Here is a 17438-nt window from a genome sequence, read left to right as displayed (position 1 = left end):
GACATTCCTTTGCGCTCGCTCACGAAGGCACGGAGGTTCCTGGACAGGCGGGAAAAATGAAGCGATAAAGCAGACGAAATCGGTTTATCCGTCGCCGGTCACCAACGTCGTCGTCGGCTGTGCCGTTCGCTGGTATGACAGTTCGGCCTCTTCCTGCGCGGCAAACCGAACGAGACATGTAGAGACGACCACGCACGACAAGAATCTGCTATTCAAGCCCGCGTCGGTCGAGGGCCTGGGCCCGCTAAGCTCCACGGGTCCAGACGTCCTTGCATTTCGTCATACGCCTTCGACGAGAACCGCACGATAGCGCGCGCCCTTGAAACGGTGCTGCGCGACTTCCTGACAGGCAGGGCCGTCGTACCACGCGCGCGGCCTGTTCTCGAAGAGACTTCGCCGAGTAGCTACGTCAAACCGGTGTATCGACGGCCGAGCGTTACCCGGAGCGTTGTCTATGGGCCAGCAACTGGCCACGTTCGAAAGCGGAGCCGCGTCCTGACGATGCGCTGCTGATCGACTGGCCGACGCGCTGCGCGCGGGATGAGGAGACCGTTAGAAGGTCCTCGTGGATAACGGTTTTGCGAGCCGGTGACTGTGTGGAGCGTGAGTACCGCGCGTTGTACGCCGCCTTCGTCTTGCACCGGTTCGAAGTGACGCTTCGACACTGCCAGCCTTTGTCACGCTTCTCGCAGCTTACTGCGCGGCAGGAATCCACGCAGCGGTGGCCGCATCACTCGAACGGAACGCAGGGAATTTCTCGCCAAGATCCGCAATCGTTTTGATGTCGTTCTTCAACAGATCGTCGCGCGTGATCAGCGTCGGCTTTACCGCGATGTGATGACCCGGGTCCTGTCCTGCCACCAGCAAGGCCGCCGCACGTACCGACACGGCGCCGACCACGGCGGGATTGGTCGCCGCTGTCGCCACCCAAGCGCTGCCTGGCGCGCGGATCGCTTCGATATCGGCAGTCGAAATGTCCGCACTGTAGATGCGCAGCTTCGACGACAGCCTGGCTTCGTCAGCGGCCAGTTTGGCGCCGCGCGCAAATTCGTCGTACGGTGCGAACACGACGCGGATCTCCGGATGCGCGCGGTACGCGGCCGACGCCTGATTCGCAACGGACTGCGCGATCGGGTTATCCACCGTGCCCCAACGCGCCTTCTCCTGCACGTTCGGATGCGCGCGCTTGAAGTCGCGCCACACCGCGTCACGCCTGTCGAGCGGCGCGAAGCCCGCGACATACACGTAACCCGCTGCGAACGCGTCGCCGTTGTCCTTCACAGCCTGATCGAGCAACAGCGACGCGAGATCGTGATCGCTCTGCTCGATTTGCGGCACCTTCGGATTGGCGAGATCCACGTCGAACGCGACGACCTTGACGCCCTTGTCCAGCGCACGCTGCACGACGTCTTTCAGCGACTCCGGCAAGCCGTGATTGACGATGATCGCCGAGACACCCAGGCTGATTGCCTGCTGGATCTGCTCGCGCTGCTCCGACGCATCCTGGCGGCCCTCGTAGATGCGCAAGTCGACACCTAGCGCCCTCGCCTGCTTCTGCGCGCCCGCTTCGTAAGCCTGGAAGAAGTCACCCGTCGACAGATAGTTGACGAGCGCGATCCGCACACCGCCCTTGTCGAACGGCGCCGGTGCGCCTTTGAGCGGCTCGCAATGTGCGGATACGGCAGACAGCACGGCAGCCGAGCACAACGTCAGTGCGCCCAGCGCACGCACCCAGATCGAACGGCTTTGAAACAGCGATTTCATCGAAAGTCCCCTTGTTTGATGCCTGATTACTGGCAGCGTCAGTTCCATGCGTGACGTGCCGGTTTCACGCCGTTCAGATAGTAGTTGCCGACGAGGTGATACTTCCATCGGACGGGATCGTGCAGCGTATGCGTGCGCGCGTTGCGCCAGTGACGGTCGAAGTTGTGTTCGCTTAGGGTCGACTGGGTGCCGGCCAGTTCGAAGAGCTTTTCGCCGGCCAGCAGCGCGATTTCGGTCGTCAATACTTTTGCCTCGCCGACGGCGACCGAGGCACGCGCGACATCGTCTGCCGTGGTCGCGCCTTTGGCCGAGAGTTCGTCGAGCGCGCGTGCAGCGCGTTCGAGCAGGGCTTCGGCGGCATGCAGCTGGATGTGCAGGCGGCCGATTTCACGCAGCGTAAGCGGATCGTCGCTGGCCTTGTCGACGCCGCTGTCGACCCACGGTCGCGTGCGCGTGCGAACGAATTCGAGCGTATCGGCGATGGCGGCTTTCGCGATGCCTGCGTCGATGGCAGCCTGAATGATCTGCGACACGGGGCCATTGAGTGTTGGTTCGTCGGAAACGCGCTGCGCAGGCAGCACATGCGACGCCGGCACGCGCACGTCTTCCAGCGTGACCGTACCGCTTGCCGTCGTACGCTGGCCAAAGCCGGACCAGTCGTCGATGACTTCAAGACCCGCCGTGCCCTTGGGGATATACGCGAGCCACGCTTTGCGTTTTTCATCGAGGCCAAGCACGGGCACGTAGTGCGCGAATAGTGCCCCTGTCGAATAGAACTTCGTGCCGTCGATCACATAGTCGTCGCCATCGCGCCGCACCGTGGTCCTGAGATCGAGCACGTTCTTCGTGCCCTTTTCGGAGAAGCCGTTGCCGAAGCGCTTGCCCGCCAGGATCTCCGCAAAGAAATAGCGCTTTTGTTCTTCGGTGCCTGTCAACACGATCACATCGACCAGGCCGAAATGATTCTGCGGCAACTGGCCAAGCGACGGGTCGGCCGCAGAGACGATCTTGATGACCTCCGTCAGCGTGACGAACGACACGCCCGCGCCGCCATACGCCTTCGGCACCGTGATGCCCCACAGCCCCGATTGCGAGAACCACTCGATTTCTTCGCGCGGCAACCGGCGCTCGCGATCGCGCTCGGATGCACCCGCCGCAATACGCCGCGCCAGCTCATGCGCGACGGCAATGGCTTGCGCATCGTCGGCGATCACCCGCACCGCGCGGGCATGCGCGTCCGCCCGCTGTTGATCGGCTACGTCGGTTTCGGCCATGAATGTCTCCCTTTGATGACGATTGGCACAATCTAGCAACGCTCGTCACGAACACAAACTGAGCGATTCGAAATTAGATATGACGTCGATGCGCAGAAGGTTTTCTCGTTTCACACGCGCGCACCCGAACGCGAGCCGACACTGAATGTGAAAGCCAATGCAAACACGAGCATCACGCCCTTGATGAAGTCCTGCATGTAGTACGGCGCGTTCAGCATGGTCAGGCCGTTGAGCAGCACGCCGACGAACACCGCGCCCACCACCGTGCCGAGCACGTTGGGCCGCTTCGCGCCCCATACCGCGTAGCCGACCAGCGCCGCCGCGACGGCGTCGAGCAGCAACGAATGCCCCGCGCTCACATCGCCCCGGCCGACGCGTGCCGCAATCAGCACACCGCCCAACGCGGCAATCGTCGATGACGCGACATAGGCCGCGATGCGATAACGAGCCGTCGGCGCGCCGGCGAGGCGCGCGGCCGTTTCGTTGCCGCCGATCGCATAGATCACCCGCCCCCAGCGCGTCGCCTCCATGACGAAGCACGCCACCGCCGTCAACGCCGCCAGCAGCAGAACAGGCAGCGGCACGATGTCGAGCAGGCGCGAACGCCCCAGCGCGAGAAACAGATCGGGAAAGCTGCCCGTCGCTTCCGTGCCGTCGGGCAGCACGGTGCCCGTCGCAAGCGAACGCCCGCCTGTCGGAATCAATTGCAGACCCGCCAGCAGGAACAGCGTGCCGAGCGTGGCAAGCTGGTCGGGCACGCGCAGACGTGTGATAAGCACACCATTGAACAGGCCCGCGACCACGCCGAATGCCAGACAGGCCAGCACGGCGCTCCACGCTCCGCCATGCCATACGATCAGCACATAGCTCGCGACCATTTGCGCGGTTGCAGCGACGCTGCCTACCGAGAGATCGAAGCCGCCTGCCGCCAGCGTGATCGTGACGCCTATGCCCAGCAGCGCGACGATCGACACGGCCTGCAGAATGCTCAGCAGATTGTCGACGTTCAGAAAGGCCGGCTCGCGCACCGCGAACACGACGATCAGCACGGCCAGCACCAGCAGGATGCCCGTGCGTTCCAGATGCTCGCGCAGACTGCCCGAGCGCGGGCGCGCCGACGATTGGGCAGGGACGTTCGTCGTCACGGACGGGGTGGTGGATTTCATGAATGAGGGAGAGCAACAAAAGAAAGAGAATCGGCGGGAGCCGCGCGCTCGAGTGTCGTACCGCGATCGAAATGCACGACACGATCGGCGATTTCGAACGCTTCTTCGAGATCGCTGACGAACACCAGCGTGGCACGCCCCGCCGCACGCTTGCGCAGCAGTGCCACGATGTCGGCGCGCGCGCCTGCATCGACGCCCTGAAACGGTTCGTCGAGCAGCAACAGCTTCGATGGTTCCGCGTGCCAACGCGCGAGCACGACCTTTTGCTGATTGCCGCCCGACAGACGCGACAGCCGGTCGTCCGGTCCCGTGCAGCGCACGCCGAATGCGGCAATCGCCTCGCCGGCCGCCGCCCGCTCCGTCTCACGACGCACGAAGCCGCCCTTATGCCAGCGTGACAGAAATGGAAAACTGAGCGTGCCCGCGATCGATGCGAACGGCACGCTGTCCGGAAAGAGCGACGAGCGCCAGCGGTCCTCTCCCGCGAGGTAGACACCCGCGCGAATCGCGTCAGCGGGCGAGCGCGGTCGCCATGGCTTGCCGAGCAAGTGCATGTCGCCTTGCACGGCGCGCGTTTCGCCAAAGATGACGCGCGCGAGACGCGATTTTCCGCCGCCGATGGGGCCAGCGATCGCCACGATCTTGCCTTCTTCGACGTCCAGATCGAAAGGTATCGAGGCTGGCGTCAGCTTCAGATCGCGCGCGCTGAACACCACATTGCTGGATGTGCCGCTGTCGTGCGGCGCAGCGCGATCGGCGGGCAGTGCATGGCCGATCATCGTTTCTACCGCGGCGTCGAAATCGATGGGCGGACGCAGATCCGCCACGATGCGGCCATCGCGCATGACGGTCACGCGGTCCGCGATGCGGCGCAGGTCACCTAGCCGGTGAGACACCAGCAAGATCGCCGCGCCGTCGGCACGCAAACGCTCGATCAAGGCGAAAAGCCGCTCCGCTTCGGGCGCAGAAAGACTCGCCGTCGGCTCATCGAGAATCAGCAACGACGGATTGCCGGCCAATGCACGCGCCAGGGTCACAAGTTGCTGCCCTGCCAGCGACAGCGTATGCAACGGCGCAGACAGGTCGACTTCGAGTCCGACGCGCAGCGCAAGGGGCCGCGCGGCATCGACGCGCACCGCTGGCGTCATACGCCACGCAGACGCCGCATCGCAAAGCTGATCGAGCAACAGGTTATCCGCAATAGATAAGGCCGGTACCACGGCATCGGCGGTGCTCTGATGCACGGTCGCGACGCCAAGCCGTTTGGCCTGCTGCGGCGACGAAGGCGCGAAGGTTTCGCCGCGCAAAGTCAGCGCACCGCTATCCGCTCCGTAGACGCCGCTGATTATCTTGACGAGCGTCGATTTGCCAGCGCCGTTCGCGCCCATCAACGCAACCACTTCTCCCGCACGGATGTCGAGGTCGAGATGGGTCAGCGCAGTCGTCGCGCCGAATCGCTTCGTGATGGAGACGGCCTTCAGGACAGGCTGATTCATTGCAGGGAGGATCGCTTCTGGATGCATGACCGTTCATGCTAGACAAGCTCGTCCATGCCGCAAACGAATCGCTATTCATATGCTTAGTATTCTCAACCGCTTGATGGCATTTTCTGTCCCCGCAGTCATACCACCGCTATCGCGCCGACATTAGTCGCCATACGGATAACGATCTGCCAATCCGTTATTTACGTGCGGCGAGCGGTGATTTTTATACTCGCCATTGTCCAGCGCTCAACCCGCGTCGTGGGCTTCGCTACTGCCTTTTCAAAGGATGTGCATGACCTCATCGAACGCCGCCGATCTCTCCGTCGGAACCGACTACGAATCACTCGCCAATCGCTTTCGCCCAATCTTCGAGCGGATCGCCGCGGGCGCGGCACAGCGCGACCGTTCGCGCGAATTGCCGCATGAAGCGATTGGCTGGCTCAAGGACGCGGGCTTCGGCGCAGTGCGGATACCGGTCGCGCATGGCGGTGCCGGTGCGTCGCTGCCGCAACTGTTTCGTCTTCTGATCGAACTCGCCGCGGCCGATTCGAATCTGCCGCAGGCGTTGCGCGCGCACTTCGCTTTCGTCGAAGACTGGCTGAATGTGCCGCCCGGCGCCGAGCGCAACACCTGGTTCGACCGTTTCGTGAGCGGACAACTGGTGGGCAGCGCGTGGTCTGAAGTGGGCGACGTCGCCGTCGGCACGCTGTCGACCAGGGTATCCCGACGCGATGGCCAGTACGTGCTGAATGGCTCGAAGTACTACAGCACAGGTAGCATCTTTGCCGAGTGGATCGACGTGCTCGCGAAACGCGAGGAAGACGGCGCCGACGTAATCGCCGCCGTCAGCACGAATCAACCCGGTGTGTCACGCAAGGACGACTGGGACGGGTTCGGCCAGACAACCACGGGCAGCGGCACGACGGTATTCACCAATGCCTCGGTCGATGCCCATAACATCATTGCGTTCGAGCGGCGCTTCAAGTATCAGACCGCGTTTTATCAGTTGGTGCATGTCGCCACACTGGCGGGCATCGGTGCGGCCATTACGCGCGACGTCGGCACGCTGGTGCGGCAGCGCAAGCGCATCTATAGCCACGGCAACGCGCCGCACGTGAGCGAAGACGCGCAGATCCAGCAGGTGGCAGGCGAAATCGCCTCATGGGCCTATGCGGCACAGGCGCTGACCGGGCAGGCGGCGCAGCCTTTGCAACGCGCGTACGAAGCCCGTTTTTCCAACGATGCCGAAGCGCAGCATCGCGCCAACGTCGATGCCGAACTCGAATCGGCGCAGAGCCAGCTTGTCGTGTCGGACCTCGTATTGCGCGCGGCGACGCATCTGTTCGATGCGCTCGGTGCGTCGGCGACCAGCACCACGCAGGCGCTCGATCGTCACTGGCGCAACGCGCGCACCGTGTCGTCGCACAATCCCCTCGTCTACAAGGCGCGCATCGTCGGCGACTGGGTGATTAACGGCAAGGAGCCGCCGTTTATCTGGAGTATCGGCAACGGCCCCGGCCGAGGGAGCAAGTGAGCGTCATGACCAAACCCATTCGCTTCAATGCATTCGAGATGAATTGCGTCGGTCATCAGTCGCCGGGCTTGTGGGCGCATCCGCGCGACCGCTCCTGGCAATACAAGGATCTCGAATACTGGACGGATCTCGCGAAGGTATTGGAGAAAGGTATTTTCGACGGCATCTTTATCGCCGACGTGATCGGCTATTACGACGTCTACAAAGGCAACAACTATCACGCGCTGCATCAGGCCGCGCAGATTCCCGTCAACGATCCGCTGCAACTCGCCGCGCCGATTGCGATGGTCACCGAGCACCTTGGCATCGGCATCACGGCGTCGACGAGCTTCGAGCATCCGTATACCTTCGCGCGCCGCCTCTCGACCGCAGATCATCTGACGAAGGGCCGGCTCGCGTGGAATATCGTCACGTCGTATCTGGAGAGCGGCGCGAAGAACATCAGCGAAGGCGGATTGCGCGATCACGGCAATCGCTATGAAGTCGCGACGGAATACGTCGAAGTCTTGTACAAGCTTCTGGAAGGAAGCTGGGAAGACGGCGCGGTTGTCCGCGACCGCGAGAAGCGCGTGTTCACGCATCCGGAGAAGGTCCACGAAATCGGCCACAAGGGCAAGTACTTCGAAGTGCCCGGCTATCACCTTTGCGAGCCTTCTGCGCAGCGCACGCCGGTGCTCTTTCAGGCGGGTGCATCGGGTCCGGGTAAGGCATTCGCTGCGCAGCACGCCGAATGCGTGTTCGTCGCCGCGCCGACGCAAGCCGTGCTGAAAAACTACGTGAGCGATGTGCGACGCCAGGCAGCGGAAGCAGGCCGCGATCCGGACAAGCTGCTTATCTACAACCTCGTCACCGTGATCGTCGATGAAACGGATGCGAAGGCGCAGGCCAAGTTCGAAGAGTACAAGCGCTATGTGTCGTATGACGGGTCGCTCGTGTTCATGTCGGGATGGACGGGTATCGACTTCGGCCAGTACGCGCCCACCGATCTCGTGAGACGCGTCGAAACCAACGCCATCGTCTCGGCCGTCGAACATCTGTCAGGGGGCGACAAGGCATGGACCATCGAGGAACTCGCGATCTGGGGCGGCGTCGGCGGCATGGGTCCTGTATTCGTCGGATCTCCTTCGACGGTGGCGGACATCCTGCAGCAATGGGTCGAGGCGACCGGCGTTGACGGATTCAATCTTGCGTATGCCATCGCGCACGAAACGTTCGAAGACGTCGTCCATTACCTCGTGCCGGAGTTGCAGCGCCGTGGCGTGTACCCGACCGCGTACACGCCCGGCACGCTGCGCGAGAAGCTGTTCGGCGACGGTGCGCGTCTGCCGCAGACGCATCCGGCTACCCGCTTTCGCGATATCGAGCGGGTCAAGCGCGAGTCGCAACAGGCGCAGCCGGTCACGGCAACGCCCACCGTTGCCGAACCCCATGCGGTGAGGTAAGCGCGTTGTGGCCCGTCATACCGCTGTTCACATTCCTGCGTCTATCCGGCCGTGCCAAGCGCTTATGCGATCTTGCCCGTGCACGCTTCGGCAAGCATCAGAAGAACAATAGCGTGCGCAGTTCGATACTCCGACGCGGTCTTGCGTCCGGCGGCGACGACGGATCATCGAATGCCGTATGTGCTGTCAGCCGCGCGACACCGTCGCCAGCGGAATCGTAGATTTTCAGGAGCAGGACTTCTTCCGGCTTCATCAGCGGAAAGTAGTACCAGCGGTGCTTCGGGTTGTACACGAACGCATAGGTCTCGCCGACTTTGTCCTGATAGATCAGATCCGCCGGCACCAGATCAGTCGGCGCGATACTGCGCGCATCGCACAACGCCAGCGGCGACGATTCGACCGTCGATCCGATCGGACGCCACAGGTTGACGATCGCCACCCTGCCCTTGAGCAGTTCTTCCGCTTCGTGCGGCGGCAGGTGATCGCGCACGCGGCGCGGACCCGATACGAAGGTCTGGTCGTTGTGAATGAACTTGACCGGCTCGCGCACGTTGCCTGGACGCGCCGCATGGCCATCGCGAATCGTGTGATCGAAGATGACGGCGCGCTTCGCGCCCGTCCAGCGCCTTAGCAGCGCCTCGGACTCGGGATAGTAAATGCGTTCTATCGCAGCAGGGTCCGTGAAATCGCGGAGCGCGCTCGCGTACTGCCGCAACTCGAAACCGTTGCGGTCCAACGATAAACCACCCGGCGGTGGCGAAACCCGCGCATTGACGATATTCACACGCTGCGTCCGATACACGCCACTGCGCTGCGGCACGCCAGCAGGCGGCTCATAAGCGTAGGTAGCGGGCTTTTCCCCCGTCGCGACGAGATAGTTCAAGGCGGCTTCGACGACGGCCGGCTGTTCAATGACGACATCGCTCATTAGTTGCGCTCCTTGCCTGCGAGTGAACGAATTCAGTCCGGCGCTATTTCGCCGATGATCTGACACGAATCGGATGTGACTGTGATGTTGAAGTAGCCGGCGCGCGCATAGCGGGCAATGCGTTCGAGGCGCTCAGGATCGTCCTTCCACGTATGCTCTGGTACAGACGGCACAGCCCGCGCCTGCGCGCGCTGACGCACGAATTCGAACGGATGAAGCACGGCCAGACGGCAAAACGATGCGAGGCTCATCGACATGATGCGCCCTCCTGCTCATGGCAACCTCAGTTGAATCTAGTCAGTGAAGTGGCAATGCACAAACAAGCATTTGTGCTTTGCTTTGCAACGTTTGGACCTTGTATAGGCTGGCCGTTCGAAGCGCGTGGCGCGTCTGCGCAGCGGCACACCCGCCGACGAAAGCCGACGCGCAGTCTGCTTCCCAAGGCGCGTCGGTGCGTCGGATGCACCGACGCTCTACACGATTTGCACATTCCTTCCGCCACGCTATCAATGTGCAAAACGCTTATTTGGGCGTCGCAAGGGTGGCTTTTTGGGCCGCTCACGAATGCCTCTTGAACGAATCAAGCGCACATCGTAGTTCGATAAAAAGCCGTTGAAAACGAATTGATCCGCACAACGATGTCAGCAGATGCAACAGCGTGGGCGGCTCAGAAGCGTGACTTACGACGACATCGGGACCTCGCCAGCGGGACCAAAGCGGTTGTAAGATTGCTCGGGTGCCAGTTTGCCGGTCGTCCAGGGCCCCTTCGCAATGAAACTACTTCCAAAGCAACTGAACACCCGCCTGCAACTGCGCAAGCAACTGCGTCGCGCCAGCGGCTTTCAAATCGCTATTGCGCATCGCCTGCGACAGCTTAACGTGGAGGATTGGCGCACAGTCACTGCTGCGCAAAGCTTTTATTTTTCGCCTGAATACCTGCAAATGATCGAAGTGGCCGGTCCGGCCAATCTGGAGCCGCGCTACGCCTTGATCTCGGATGACGACGGACCGCGAGCCGCAGTCTGCATGCAAATCGTCCAGGTAAGCCTCGAGCACTTCGGTGAACCAGGCAAGCGCAAACTCAAAGTGCCGCTCACCGAGCGTATTCTTGTCTGCGGCAACCTGCTCAGTTACGGGCAGCACGGCGTTTGTTTCGCGCCCGGCAGTACTCCTGCGGAACTGTGGCCCGCCGTGGCGGACGCACTGTATCGTACCCGCCGATGCGAAAAGCTGGACGGACAGACCAACCTTATTGTGGTTAAGGACATTCTCGAAGCCGACAAGGAACCCAGCGCCTGCCTCGGCAAACTCAGCTATTCCGCCGTCGAAACCGAACCCAACATGGTGCTGACGCTACCCGAAGGCGTCCATACCCACGCTGACTATCTTGCCAATCTTGCTTCCAAGTACCGCAATGCGGTCAAGTCCCAGATCTACAAACCGTTCGATGCGGCTGGGTTCCGGATGGAACGTCTTGACGACGTGGCGTCGGTTACTGGACATCTGCAAGATCTTTACCTGCAGACCCACACCAATGCCAGGTTGCGGCCATTTATGCTGGATCAGGAATACTGGCCAGCGTTAGCGGCAGCCGCCGGCGCAAGAATCGTTTTCCACGTCGCGGTCAAGGGTAGCCATATTTATGGCTTCGTTGTCACGCTCAAGGACGCGGACACGGCGGTCGTCTGGCACATCGGTTTCGATCGCGAAGCTGCTACCAATGGCGTGCCGCTTTATCTACGCCTTCTGCATGCGTCGCTGACGCAGGCAATCGATTTCGGTTGCCGACGCGTCTCTTTCGGCAGAACGGCGCTCGCACCCAAAGCCCGCATCGGCTGCCGGCCGGAGCCGATGCAGGTTTGGGTGCGCCACCGCCAGCCTCTGCTGAACCGGGCGATCAGCCCTTTGCTGCGACTGATCCAGCATGAAGACGCGCCGGAATACTCTCCGTTCAAAAAAGACAACCAACCGCTCTGAAGCGCTTTGATATCTGCTCGAAGCAATCCATCAGGCCGCGGACCGCGGCCTACGTGACCGTCTGCTGCTGCGCGATCCTGGCATCGCCTCCGGTTCGCGGTCCACACGCCGAAATTCAATGGTTTGCTGTCGGAGTTTTCACGCGTCAAGATCCATGTCGGTGCTGTTGCAGTTTGTGTTGTGTGTTCTTTTGTCTGCCGCGGCACCGCCTATGTGTCTGCCTGAGCCGTCGAAAACACGAACTCGCCTAAAGAGCCGTGTCGATAGCCAACGCGTCGAGAGGCTTGCGCTGATAGCCATTCGTCGAGGAAGCAGGCGATGACGTTCTGAAAGGTTTGCGCGATCGAGCGATGCTGTCGATGCTGCTGCGGCACCGCCCGAGAGCGCGCCACATTAACTTACCCGCGGAGTTCTATGCAAAACGCTGGGAGCGGTACGGATCCATCAGGTTCACCATCACGCCGTCAAGCAATTCGGTCGTGATGAACTGAGACAGTCCGGCCGCAAGACTGATGCCTGCGTTCGTTGTAATGGAAAGCACGCCGGGCAGGTCTTCAGAACGGCTCACGACGGGCAGTCCATCAGCGGGAATGACGCGACGCGTTTCGGTGACTTTCTCCACGACGGCGTCCTTCAAGCCGGGCAGCACGCGCGCGGCGACACGTACAAGCTCCTCGGGGTCGGGCGTGCCTGGATCGCCAACGGGCGAACCGGAGAAGTGCCTGGCGATGACCACACGACCGTCGATGCGCTGGATCGCGTGAACATGCGCGCCAAGAATGACCGAATCGAAAATGCGTGGCAACGGCGCGAGATGGACGACGCTCCCCATGCTGTGGATGAGCGGTGCCTTAAGCCCCGTGCCTTCGACGAGTTCCGGGTTCGCGATGCCGCCCGCGAAGATGAGAATGTCGGCCTCGCGCTTGCCACTTCCGCTCTGGATCTCGTAACCGCCCGCCGTCTTCGCGAAGCCTAGATACGCATCGTGTGGCGAGTATTGCGCCCCGTGTGCGACCGCGGCATCGAGCATCCTTGACGTTAGCTGCACCGGGGACATCATCCCTTCGTCGGGCGTGTAGAAAATGTCCGTCTCGGCTCCCGGCTCAAACCCCGGCTCAATCTCGCGTGCCTCGGCCGCGGTGACGCGGTACGTCGGGCTGCCCCAGCGCAGGCGCCGGTCCAGTTCCGCCGCGAGTTCCCGTGCCTCGTCGGTGCCGGGCTCGGCGCTTTGAAAGCAGCCTGACCAGCGAATCGGCAGACCGTCGATTTCGCTTTGCAGGTAACGCCAGCGCAGGTGCGACAGGCGATGCAGATTGAAGTAATGCTGCGCGCCAACTTCGCCAAGCGAGTCCGCATTGCGGAACTTCGTCTGATTCGTTACCCACGCGAATGATCCAGAAGTGGCGCCTTTCGCGACTTCGTTCTTGTCGAGCACGGTGACGCGCGCGCCGCGTTTCGCGAAATCATAAGCGAGTGTGGTGCCGATGATGCCAGCGCCGATGATGATGACTTTAGGTGCCGAATTCATAGAGTGCCTCTTTGCATTGGTGCAAGAAGTGTTGCCAGGGTGAGATTCTTAAGTCCGAGTTGCTGTGGCTGACCGGCGTCAGCGATGGCTACGCCGTCCTTTCCGCTCAGCTGCGAGCCTCTCTTCGCTGCAGAGAGTGTTCGCTGGCGCTCGCTGCCATGCTCGGAGCATTCGCCGCGCCGAGCGACACGTTACGGGTCTCGGGAGCCATGCGAACCGATACGAGCAGGCCAATCAGGCTGATCCCACCCGCGATAAGCAGACCAGTCGCGCTTCCAAAATGGACTAGCACGGTAGGAAGGAGGAACGTTCCTGCCGCGGCTCCGATGCGGCTTGCAGACATCGCGAGTCCCATACCGGTTGCACGAAGATCAGTCGGAAAAACCTCGTTCGGGTAGATGAATTGCAGCCCGGAGCCGGCAGCTTCGGCCACCGTGAAGAGAACGAACAAACCGATCGCAACCATGGCAATGTTCGACATCGGCGTTGCCAGAAGAAAAAGCGCGAGCGTTGCAAGAACGAAAGAGACCAGACAAAGCGTGCGCCGACCGACGCGGTTGACGACGAACATGCCGATCGCAGTTCCGACGATGGCAAACGAAATGATCACGAGCGAGCCGGCGAGTGGCTGAGTGACGCCGAGCGATTTCAATAGCATCGGTTGAAACGTCTTGATTGCGAACGAAGGCGCAATCTGACACATCCAGAAGATCGAGCAAAACACCAGCATGCGCCCATAGCCTCGCGAAAGCAGTTCGCGGATTTTGGACAGCCCGAGGCCACGCCCGGAGGTGCTGACTCGGGTTTCAGCAACGAGCGCCTCAAAGTCAACCTGCGGCCCAAGATGCTGTGCCACGATGCCACGAGCGGCGTCTACGCGTCCTGCGGAAATCAACCAGCGCGGCGACTCGGGGATGTTAAGGCGCAGCAGCAGGAAGATTGCCGAAGGAATCGCAGCGCTTGCAAGAATGTAGCGCCATACACCGCTTTCGCTGCCGCTAACGATCAAACCCGTTGCAAGGCTTATGGTGTATCCGACCCAGAGCAAAAGCACGAGGCTCGCGAGCACCGGCCCGCGAAGCTTCCGAGGCAGAAATTCAGCTGCGAGCGCGGTCGCTATGGGATAGTCCGCGCCCAGCGCAACCCCCATGACGAAACGAAGGATGAACAACGTCGTCACGTCATGCACGAACAGGTGCGCGAGTGAGCAGATAACGAATACGGCGAGATTAAGCACATACATCTTCTGGCGGCCGAAGCGGTCCGTCATGGGTCCGAAAACCAGGCCGCCGGCGAACATGCCGATCAGGCTCGACGCGCCGATCAGACCGATCTGCAGCGCGTTCAGCGCGAGGTCCTTCGCAATGAACGGCAGCGCTACAACGATGATCCCTAGCAGATACCCGTCACAGAACGGTCCCCCTGCCGCCACGAGGGCTATCCTCTTATGAAAGCGGCTCGGAGGTAAATCTTCGATGCCGACGAGTGCCTTGCCCATATGTGCCTCCAAACGTTACCGAATCAAATGACGGGATTTGTTTTTCTATTCAGCTAGGCTAAGGTGGGGGCACAATATCGGTCAATGTCAGATTTTATTCACCAAATATCGAAGGATTCGATATGCTGTTCAGCGAGGAGATCAACACGTTCCTGGCGGTGGTCCGCTCGGGAAGTTTGCTTCAGGCGGCCGAGATCGTATCTACGACGCAATCGACAGTCTCGTATCGGATCCAGTCCCTCGAGCGCCGGTTAGGACATCCGCTGTTGCGGCGTTCGAGGGGCGCGCGGGGCATATCGCTGACGGCGGAAGGTGAGCGTTTTCTCGACATTGCCGAGCGCTGGAAAATGCTCGAAATAGAGGCTGAGCAACTTCAGGCGAACCAGGTGCGGCACCTCGCTGTCGGTTCCGTGGACGCCGTTGCAATCAACGTGCTACCGCCGTTCGTCGCTGCGCTCTCTGATGAGACACCGCCTGTCCGATTACATATGGAAAGCTCGCGCTATTTCCAGCTCGCTAACCGGGTTGTTTCTGGTCACCTTGACGTAGCCTTCACACTGACTCCATCCGAACACGTCGATCTTGTTTCAAGAAAGATCCGAGACTATGCGATGTTTGTGGTCTACGCTGCGTCGGGTTCAGCCCCGTTGCCCGAAGTTCTCGACATGACGGATCTCGATCCATCAAGAGAAATTCATCTGCCGTGGTCGCCTCAGTTCGATCTATGGCGCGCTCGGCGCGGGTTTTCGCGGCACGTAAATTGGGTGGAGAAAGCACACATGCTGGCGCCGATGCTGAGAAACGGAGCGTGGGCCATTGTTCCTGCTTTTTTAACGACGCCATTGGCCAAGGAGACCGGATGCACGATCCATCGGATCGCTTTAAATCCACCCGATCCGCTTTCTCTTTTCATGATTTTGCGCAAACAGAGTGGCGATCCCAATGCACGACTGCAGCAACTCATCGAGATGGCTCTCACAGCCCTCAAATGACGTGACGCGGCAATAGAAGGAGAGGCCGGCGAAGATCACCTTTTCACGCTTCGCTTGCGGGTCTTCTTCGGCGTTGAGTCCGGCACTATCCGCGCCATTTTCTCCATCAGCTCGTCGTGCTCCTCGCGCAGCACTTCGATGAACGCGGACGCCAGCCGTTCGCGCGGCCGGTGCGGCGGGAACAGCAGATACATCGGGAACATCACCGCCGGCGAGAACGGCCGGATCGCGATGTCCGGCCCGACGAAGTCCAGCGCCACGCCTGGATGTGCGAGCGTCACACCCATGCCGCAGCGCACCAGCTCGCAGCAGATCGCCGTATATTGCGCCTCGATCGCCAGCTTGCGTTCGACGCCCGCCCGCAGGAACACCTCATCCATCTGCGCGCGCGTGCCGTCGCCGTGACACAGCGAGATGAACGACTCGCCCTCGAGATCAGCGGGCCTGATGACAGCCTTTGAAGCAAGCCGGTGCACCGCCGGCATCACGCACACGGCGGCCACTTTGGACAGCATCTCAACTTCGCAATTCGACGCCTCGCTGATGTACACCGCCACGCCCAGATCGCAGAACTGCGACGCCGTCCAGTGATTCACCGTGCCCGAGGTATTGACGTGCAGCGACACGGTCACACCGGGATGCAGCGCCTGAAAACGCTTGATCGCATGCGGCACGAGTGTGAGACCCGCTGAAGGCATCGCCGCGATGCGCAGACGCCCACTGCCCAGATTGCGGATCTGCGCAGCGGCGTTCGTGAGCCCCTGCAAGCCGACATACGCGCGCTCCACTTCGCGGAAAAACGCCGTGCCCTCGCTGGTCGGAATCAGCCGCACGCCGCTGCGCTGGAACAGCAGCAAGCCGGTCTCGCGCTCCAACTGCGAGATCAGACGGCTCACATTCGGTTGCGACGTGAAAAGCGCTTTGGCCGCCGCCGTCATCGACCCGGCTACCATCACCGCCCGAAATGCCTCGACATGTTTCAGGTTCATCGGTTTCAACCCATATCAACCATGTATAAGCCAACGTACGGCGCGACGCGCCTCGTGATGGCGCGGATCCCTTCTGACGAAACGATCCGCGTCGGAGCAACCTGAAAAGTCCTAGCATGCGACGTTCCCGATACTCATGCGCCGCACTTCGTCACTTGACCGTGACGGTGCCCTTCGCGGCGTCGCTGGCGGCATCCTTGCCTTGAGCCGGTTCAGGATGATCGCCTTTCGGGCCGTGAAAGATATGCTGGAATAGTTCCTTGTTCTTTGCGCCATTCAAAAGGTTCCGCAGCGCGGCATCGTCATCCGCGGGCTTGAACGAAAGCACTCGCTTGCGGTAGCGCTCCCTGCGTTCGTCGAGCATGTAGCTCGCCGGTAACGGCAGTTCCCGGCTGCCCACATCGAGATCGATGCCCTCGAAGGTCAGCAGCCCCGCATCGTGATTGATGAAGCACGCGGCAGGCTTGGTCCGGTCGATCACATAGACGCACTGCTTCTGCAGATTGCCGGCCTCCGGCAGCTTGCCGCGGAAGATCTTGTCCCGCAGGAAAGTGCACATTTCTTCCCAGCACTCCGCGGTGGATTTTCCCTTCGCGCAAGACCGCAAGATTTCGGCCTTCAGAATGTCCTCTGGCACGGCATAGTAAATCGGATAACCGGCCCTCAGGTAAAGTTGTAGTTGCAACACTTCGTAACAGCGCCCCAACGCATGGATCGACGGTACGAGCAAAGACCTTTCATCCGACTCGTCACCTTCGCTGGGTCCGATCGCCGTCTGGCTGCTATTTTATTCGTATTGGACTATATGACCATCCCCGGCACAGACTGTGATGCATGGACACGCCACCAGAGCGTCCATTCC

At 61.2% G+C, this 17438-nt stretch carries 14 protein-coding genes and 1 pseudogene; 4 read left to right on the top strand and 11 right to left on the bottom strand.

Features of this window, described 5'->3' with window-relative positions:
* Nucleotides 1-279 precede the first annotated feature (279 nt).
* From ACLFKU_RS26660 to ACLFKU_RS26640, 5 genes and pseudogenes are all read right to left on the bottom strand, one after another.
* A pseudogene (locus ACLFKU_RS26660) lies at nucleotides 280-372 on the bottom strand (DUF1330 domain-containing protein); the annotation flags it as partial.
* A gap of 321 nt (nucleotides 373-693) precedes the next feature.
* Nucleotides 694-1764, bottom strand: a complete 1071-nt coding sequence (locus ACLFKU_RS26655; protein ID WP_410851081.1) for a substrate-binding domain-containing protein — start codon at nucleotides 1762-1764, stop codon at nucleotides 694-696.
* Between the two features lie 38 nt (nucleotides 1765-1802).
* On the bottom strand, nucleotides 1803-3038 hold the full coding sequence (locus ACLFKU_RS26650; protein WP_410851080.1) for an SfnB family sulfur acquisition oxidoreductase: 1236 nt from the start codon (nucleotides 3036-3038) through the stop codon (nucleotides 1803-1805).
* A gap of 110 nt (nucleotides 3039-3148) precedes the next feature.
* Nucleotides 3149-4204, bottom strand: a complete 1056-nt coding sequence (locus ACLFKU_RS26645; protein ID WP_410851079.1) for an ABC transporter permease — start codon at nucleotides 4202-4204, stop codon at nucleotides 3149-3151.
* On the bottom strand, nucleotides 4201-5700 hold the full coding sequence (locus tag ACLFKU_RS26640; RefSeq protein WP_410851078.1) for a sugar ABC transporter ATP-binding protein: 1500 nt from the start codon (nucleotides 5698-5700) through the stop codon (nucleotides 4201-4203). The genes ACLFKU_RS26645 and ACLFKU_RS26640 overlap by 4 nt, the downstream gene beginning before the upstream one ends.
* A gap of 280 nt (nucleotides 5701-5980) precedes the next feature.
* Here ACLFKU_RS26640 and ACLFKU_RS26635 point away from each other — a divergent pair, with 280 nt between their 5' ends.
* Together ACLFKU_RS26635 and ACLFKU_RS26630 are read left to right on the top strand one after the other, a co-directional pair.
* Complete coding sequence (locus ACLFKU_RS26635; protein ID WP_410851077.1) at nucleotides 5981-7222, top strand: acyl-CoA dehydrogenase family protein; 1242 nt, start codon at nucleotides 5981-5983, stop codon at nucleotides 7220-7222.
* 5 nt (nucleotides 7223-7227) lie between these two features.
* Nucleotides 7228-8664: an LLM class flavin-dependent oxidoreductase gene (locus ACLFKU_RS26630; protein ID WP_410851076.1), complete on the top strand. Its 1437-nt coding sequence runs from the start codon at nucleotides 7228-7230 to the stop codon at nucleotides 8662-8664.
* A 97-nt stretch (nucleotides 8665-8761) separates the two neighbouring features.
* Here ACLFKU_RS26630 and ACLFKU_RS26625 read toward each other — a convergent pair whose 3' ends face one another.
* Together ACLFKU_RS26625 and ACLFKU_RS26620 are read right to left on the bottom strand one after the other, a co-directional pair.
* Entirely contained in the window at nucleotides 8762-9592 is an 831-nt protein-coding gene (locus ACLFKU_RS26625; protein WP_410851075.1) for a CmcJ/NvfI family oxidoreductase, read from the bottom strand.
* A gap of 32 nt (nucleotides 9593-9624) precedes the next feature.
* Complete coding sequence (locus ACLFKU_RS26620) at nucleotides 9625-9849, bottom strand: hypothetical protein (RefSeq protein WP_410851074.1); 225 nt, start codon at nucleotides 9847-9849, stop codon at nucleotides 9625-9627.
* A 514-nt stretch (nucleotides 9850-10363) separates the two neighbouring features.
* On the opposite strand from ACLFKU_RS26620, the gene ACLFKU_RS26615 reads away from it, so the two are divergent.
* Nucleotides 10364-11569 (top strand): GNAT family N-acetyltransferase, encoded by a 1206-nt coding sequence (locus ACLFKU_RS26615; RefSeq protein ID WP_410851073.1) that lies wholly within the window; start codon nucleotides 10364-10366, stop codon nucleotides 11567-11569.
* 412 nt (nucleotides 11570-11981) lie between these two features.
* Here the strand turns inward: ACLFKU_RS26615 and ACLFKU_RS26610 are convergent, their stop codons facing one another.
* Nucleotides 11982-13097: an NAD(P)/FAD-dependent oxidoreductase gene (locus ACLFKU_RS26610; protein ID WP_410851072.1), complete on the bottom strand. Its 1116-nt coding sequence runs from the start codon at nucleotides 13095-13097 to the stop codon at nucleotides 11982-11984.
* Between the two features lie 106 nt (nucleotides 13098-13203).
* Nucleotides 13204-14595: an MFS transporter gene (locus tag ACLFKU_RS26605; protein ID WP_410851071.1), complete on the bottom strand. Its 1392-nt coding sequence runs from the start codon at nucleotides 14593-14595 to the stop codon at nucleotides 13204-13206.
* A 122-nt stretch (nucleotides 14596-14717) separates the two neighbouring features.
* Between ACLFKU_RS26605 and ACLFKU_RS26600 the strand changes: the two genes are divergently transcribed.
* Entirely contained in the window at nucleotides 14718-15587 is an 870-nt protein-coding gene (locus tag ACLFKU_RS26600) for a LysR family transcriptional regulator (RefSeq protein ID WP_013093470.1), read from the top strand.
* 35 nt (nucleotides 15588-15622) lie between these two features.
* On the opposite strand, the gene ACLFKU_RS26595 is transcribed toward ACLFKU_RS26600, so the two are convergent.
* Entirely contained in the window at nucleotides 15623-16576 is a 954-nt protein-coding gene (locus ACLFKU_RS26595) for a LysR substrate-binding domain-containing protein (protein WP_368581622.1), read from the bottom strand.
* Between the two features lie 151 nt (nucleotides 16577-16727).
* Entirely contained in the window at nucleotides 16728-17306 is a 579-nt protein-coding gene (locus tag ACLFKU_RS26590) for a hypothetical protein (protein WP_410851070.1), read from the bottom strand.
* Nucleotides 17307-17438: the final 132 nt, after the last annotated feature.

This window comes from Paraburkholderia sp. EG304 (assembly GCF_046543485.1).
GTDB lineage: Bacteria > Pseudomonadota > Gammaproteobacteria > Burkholderiales > Burkholderiaceae > Paraburkholderia > Paraburkholderia youngii.
This window is presented reverse-complemented; position numbering and strand designations above follow the sequence as displayed.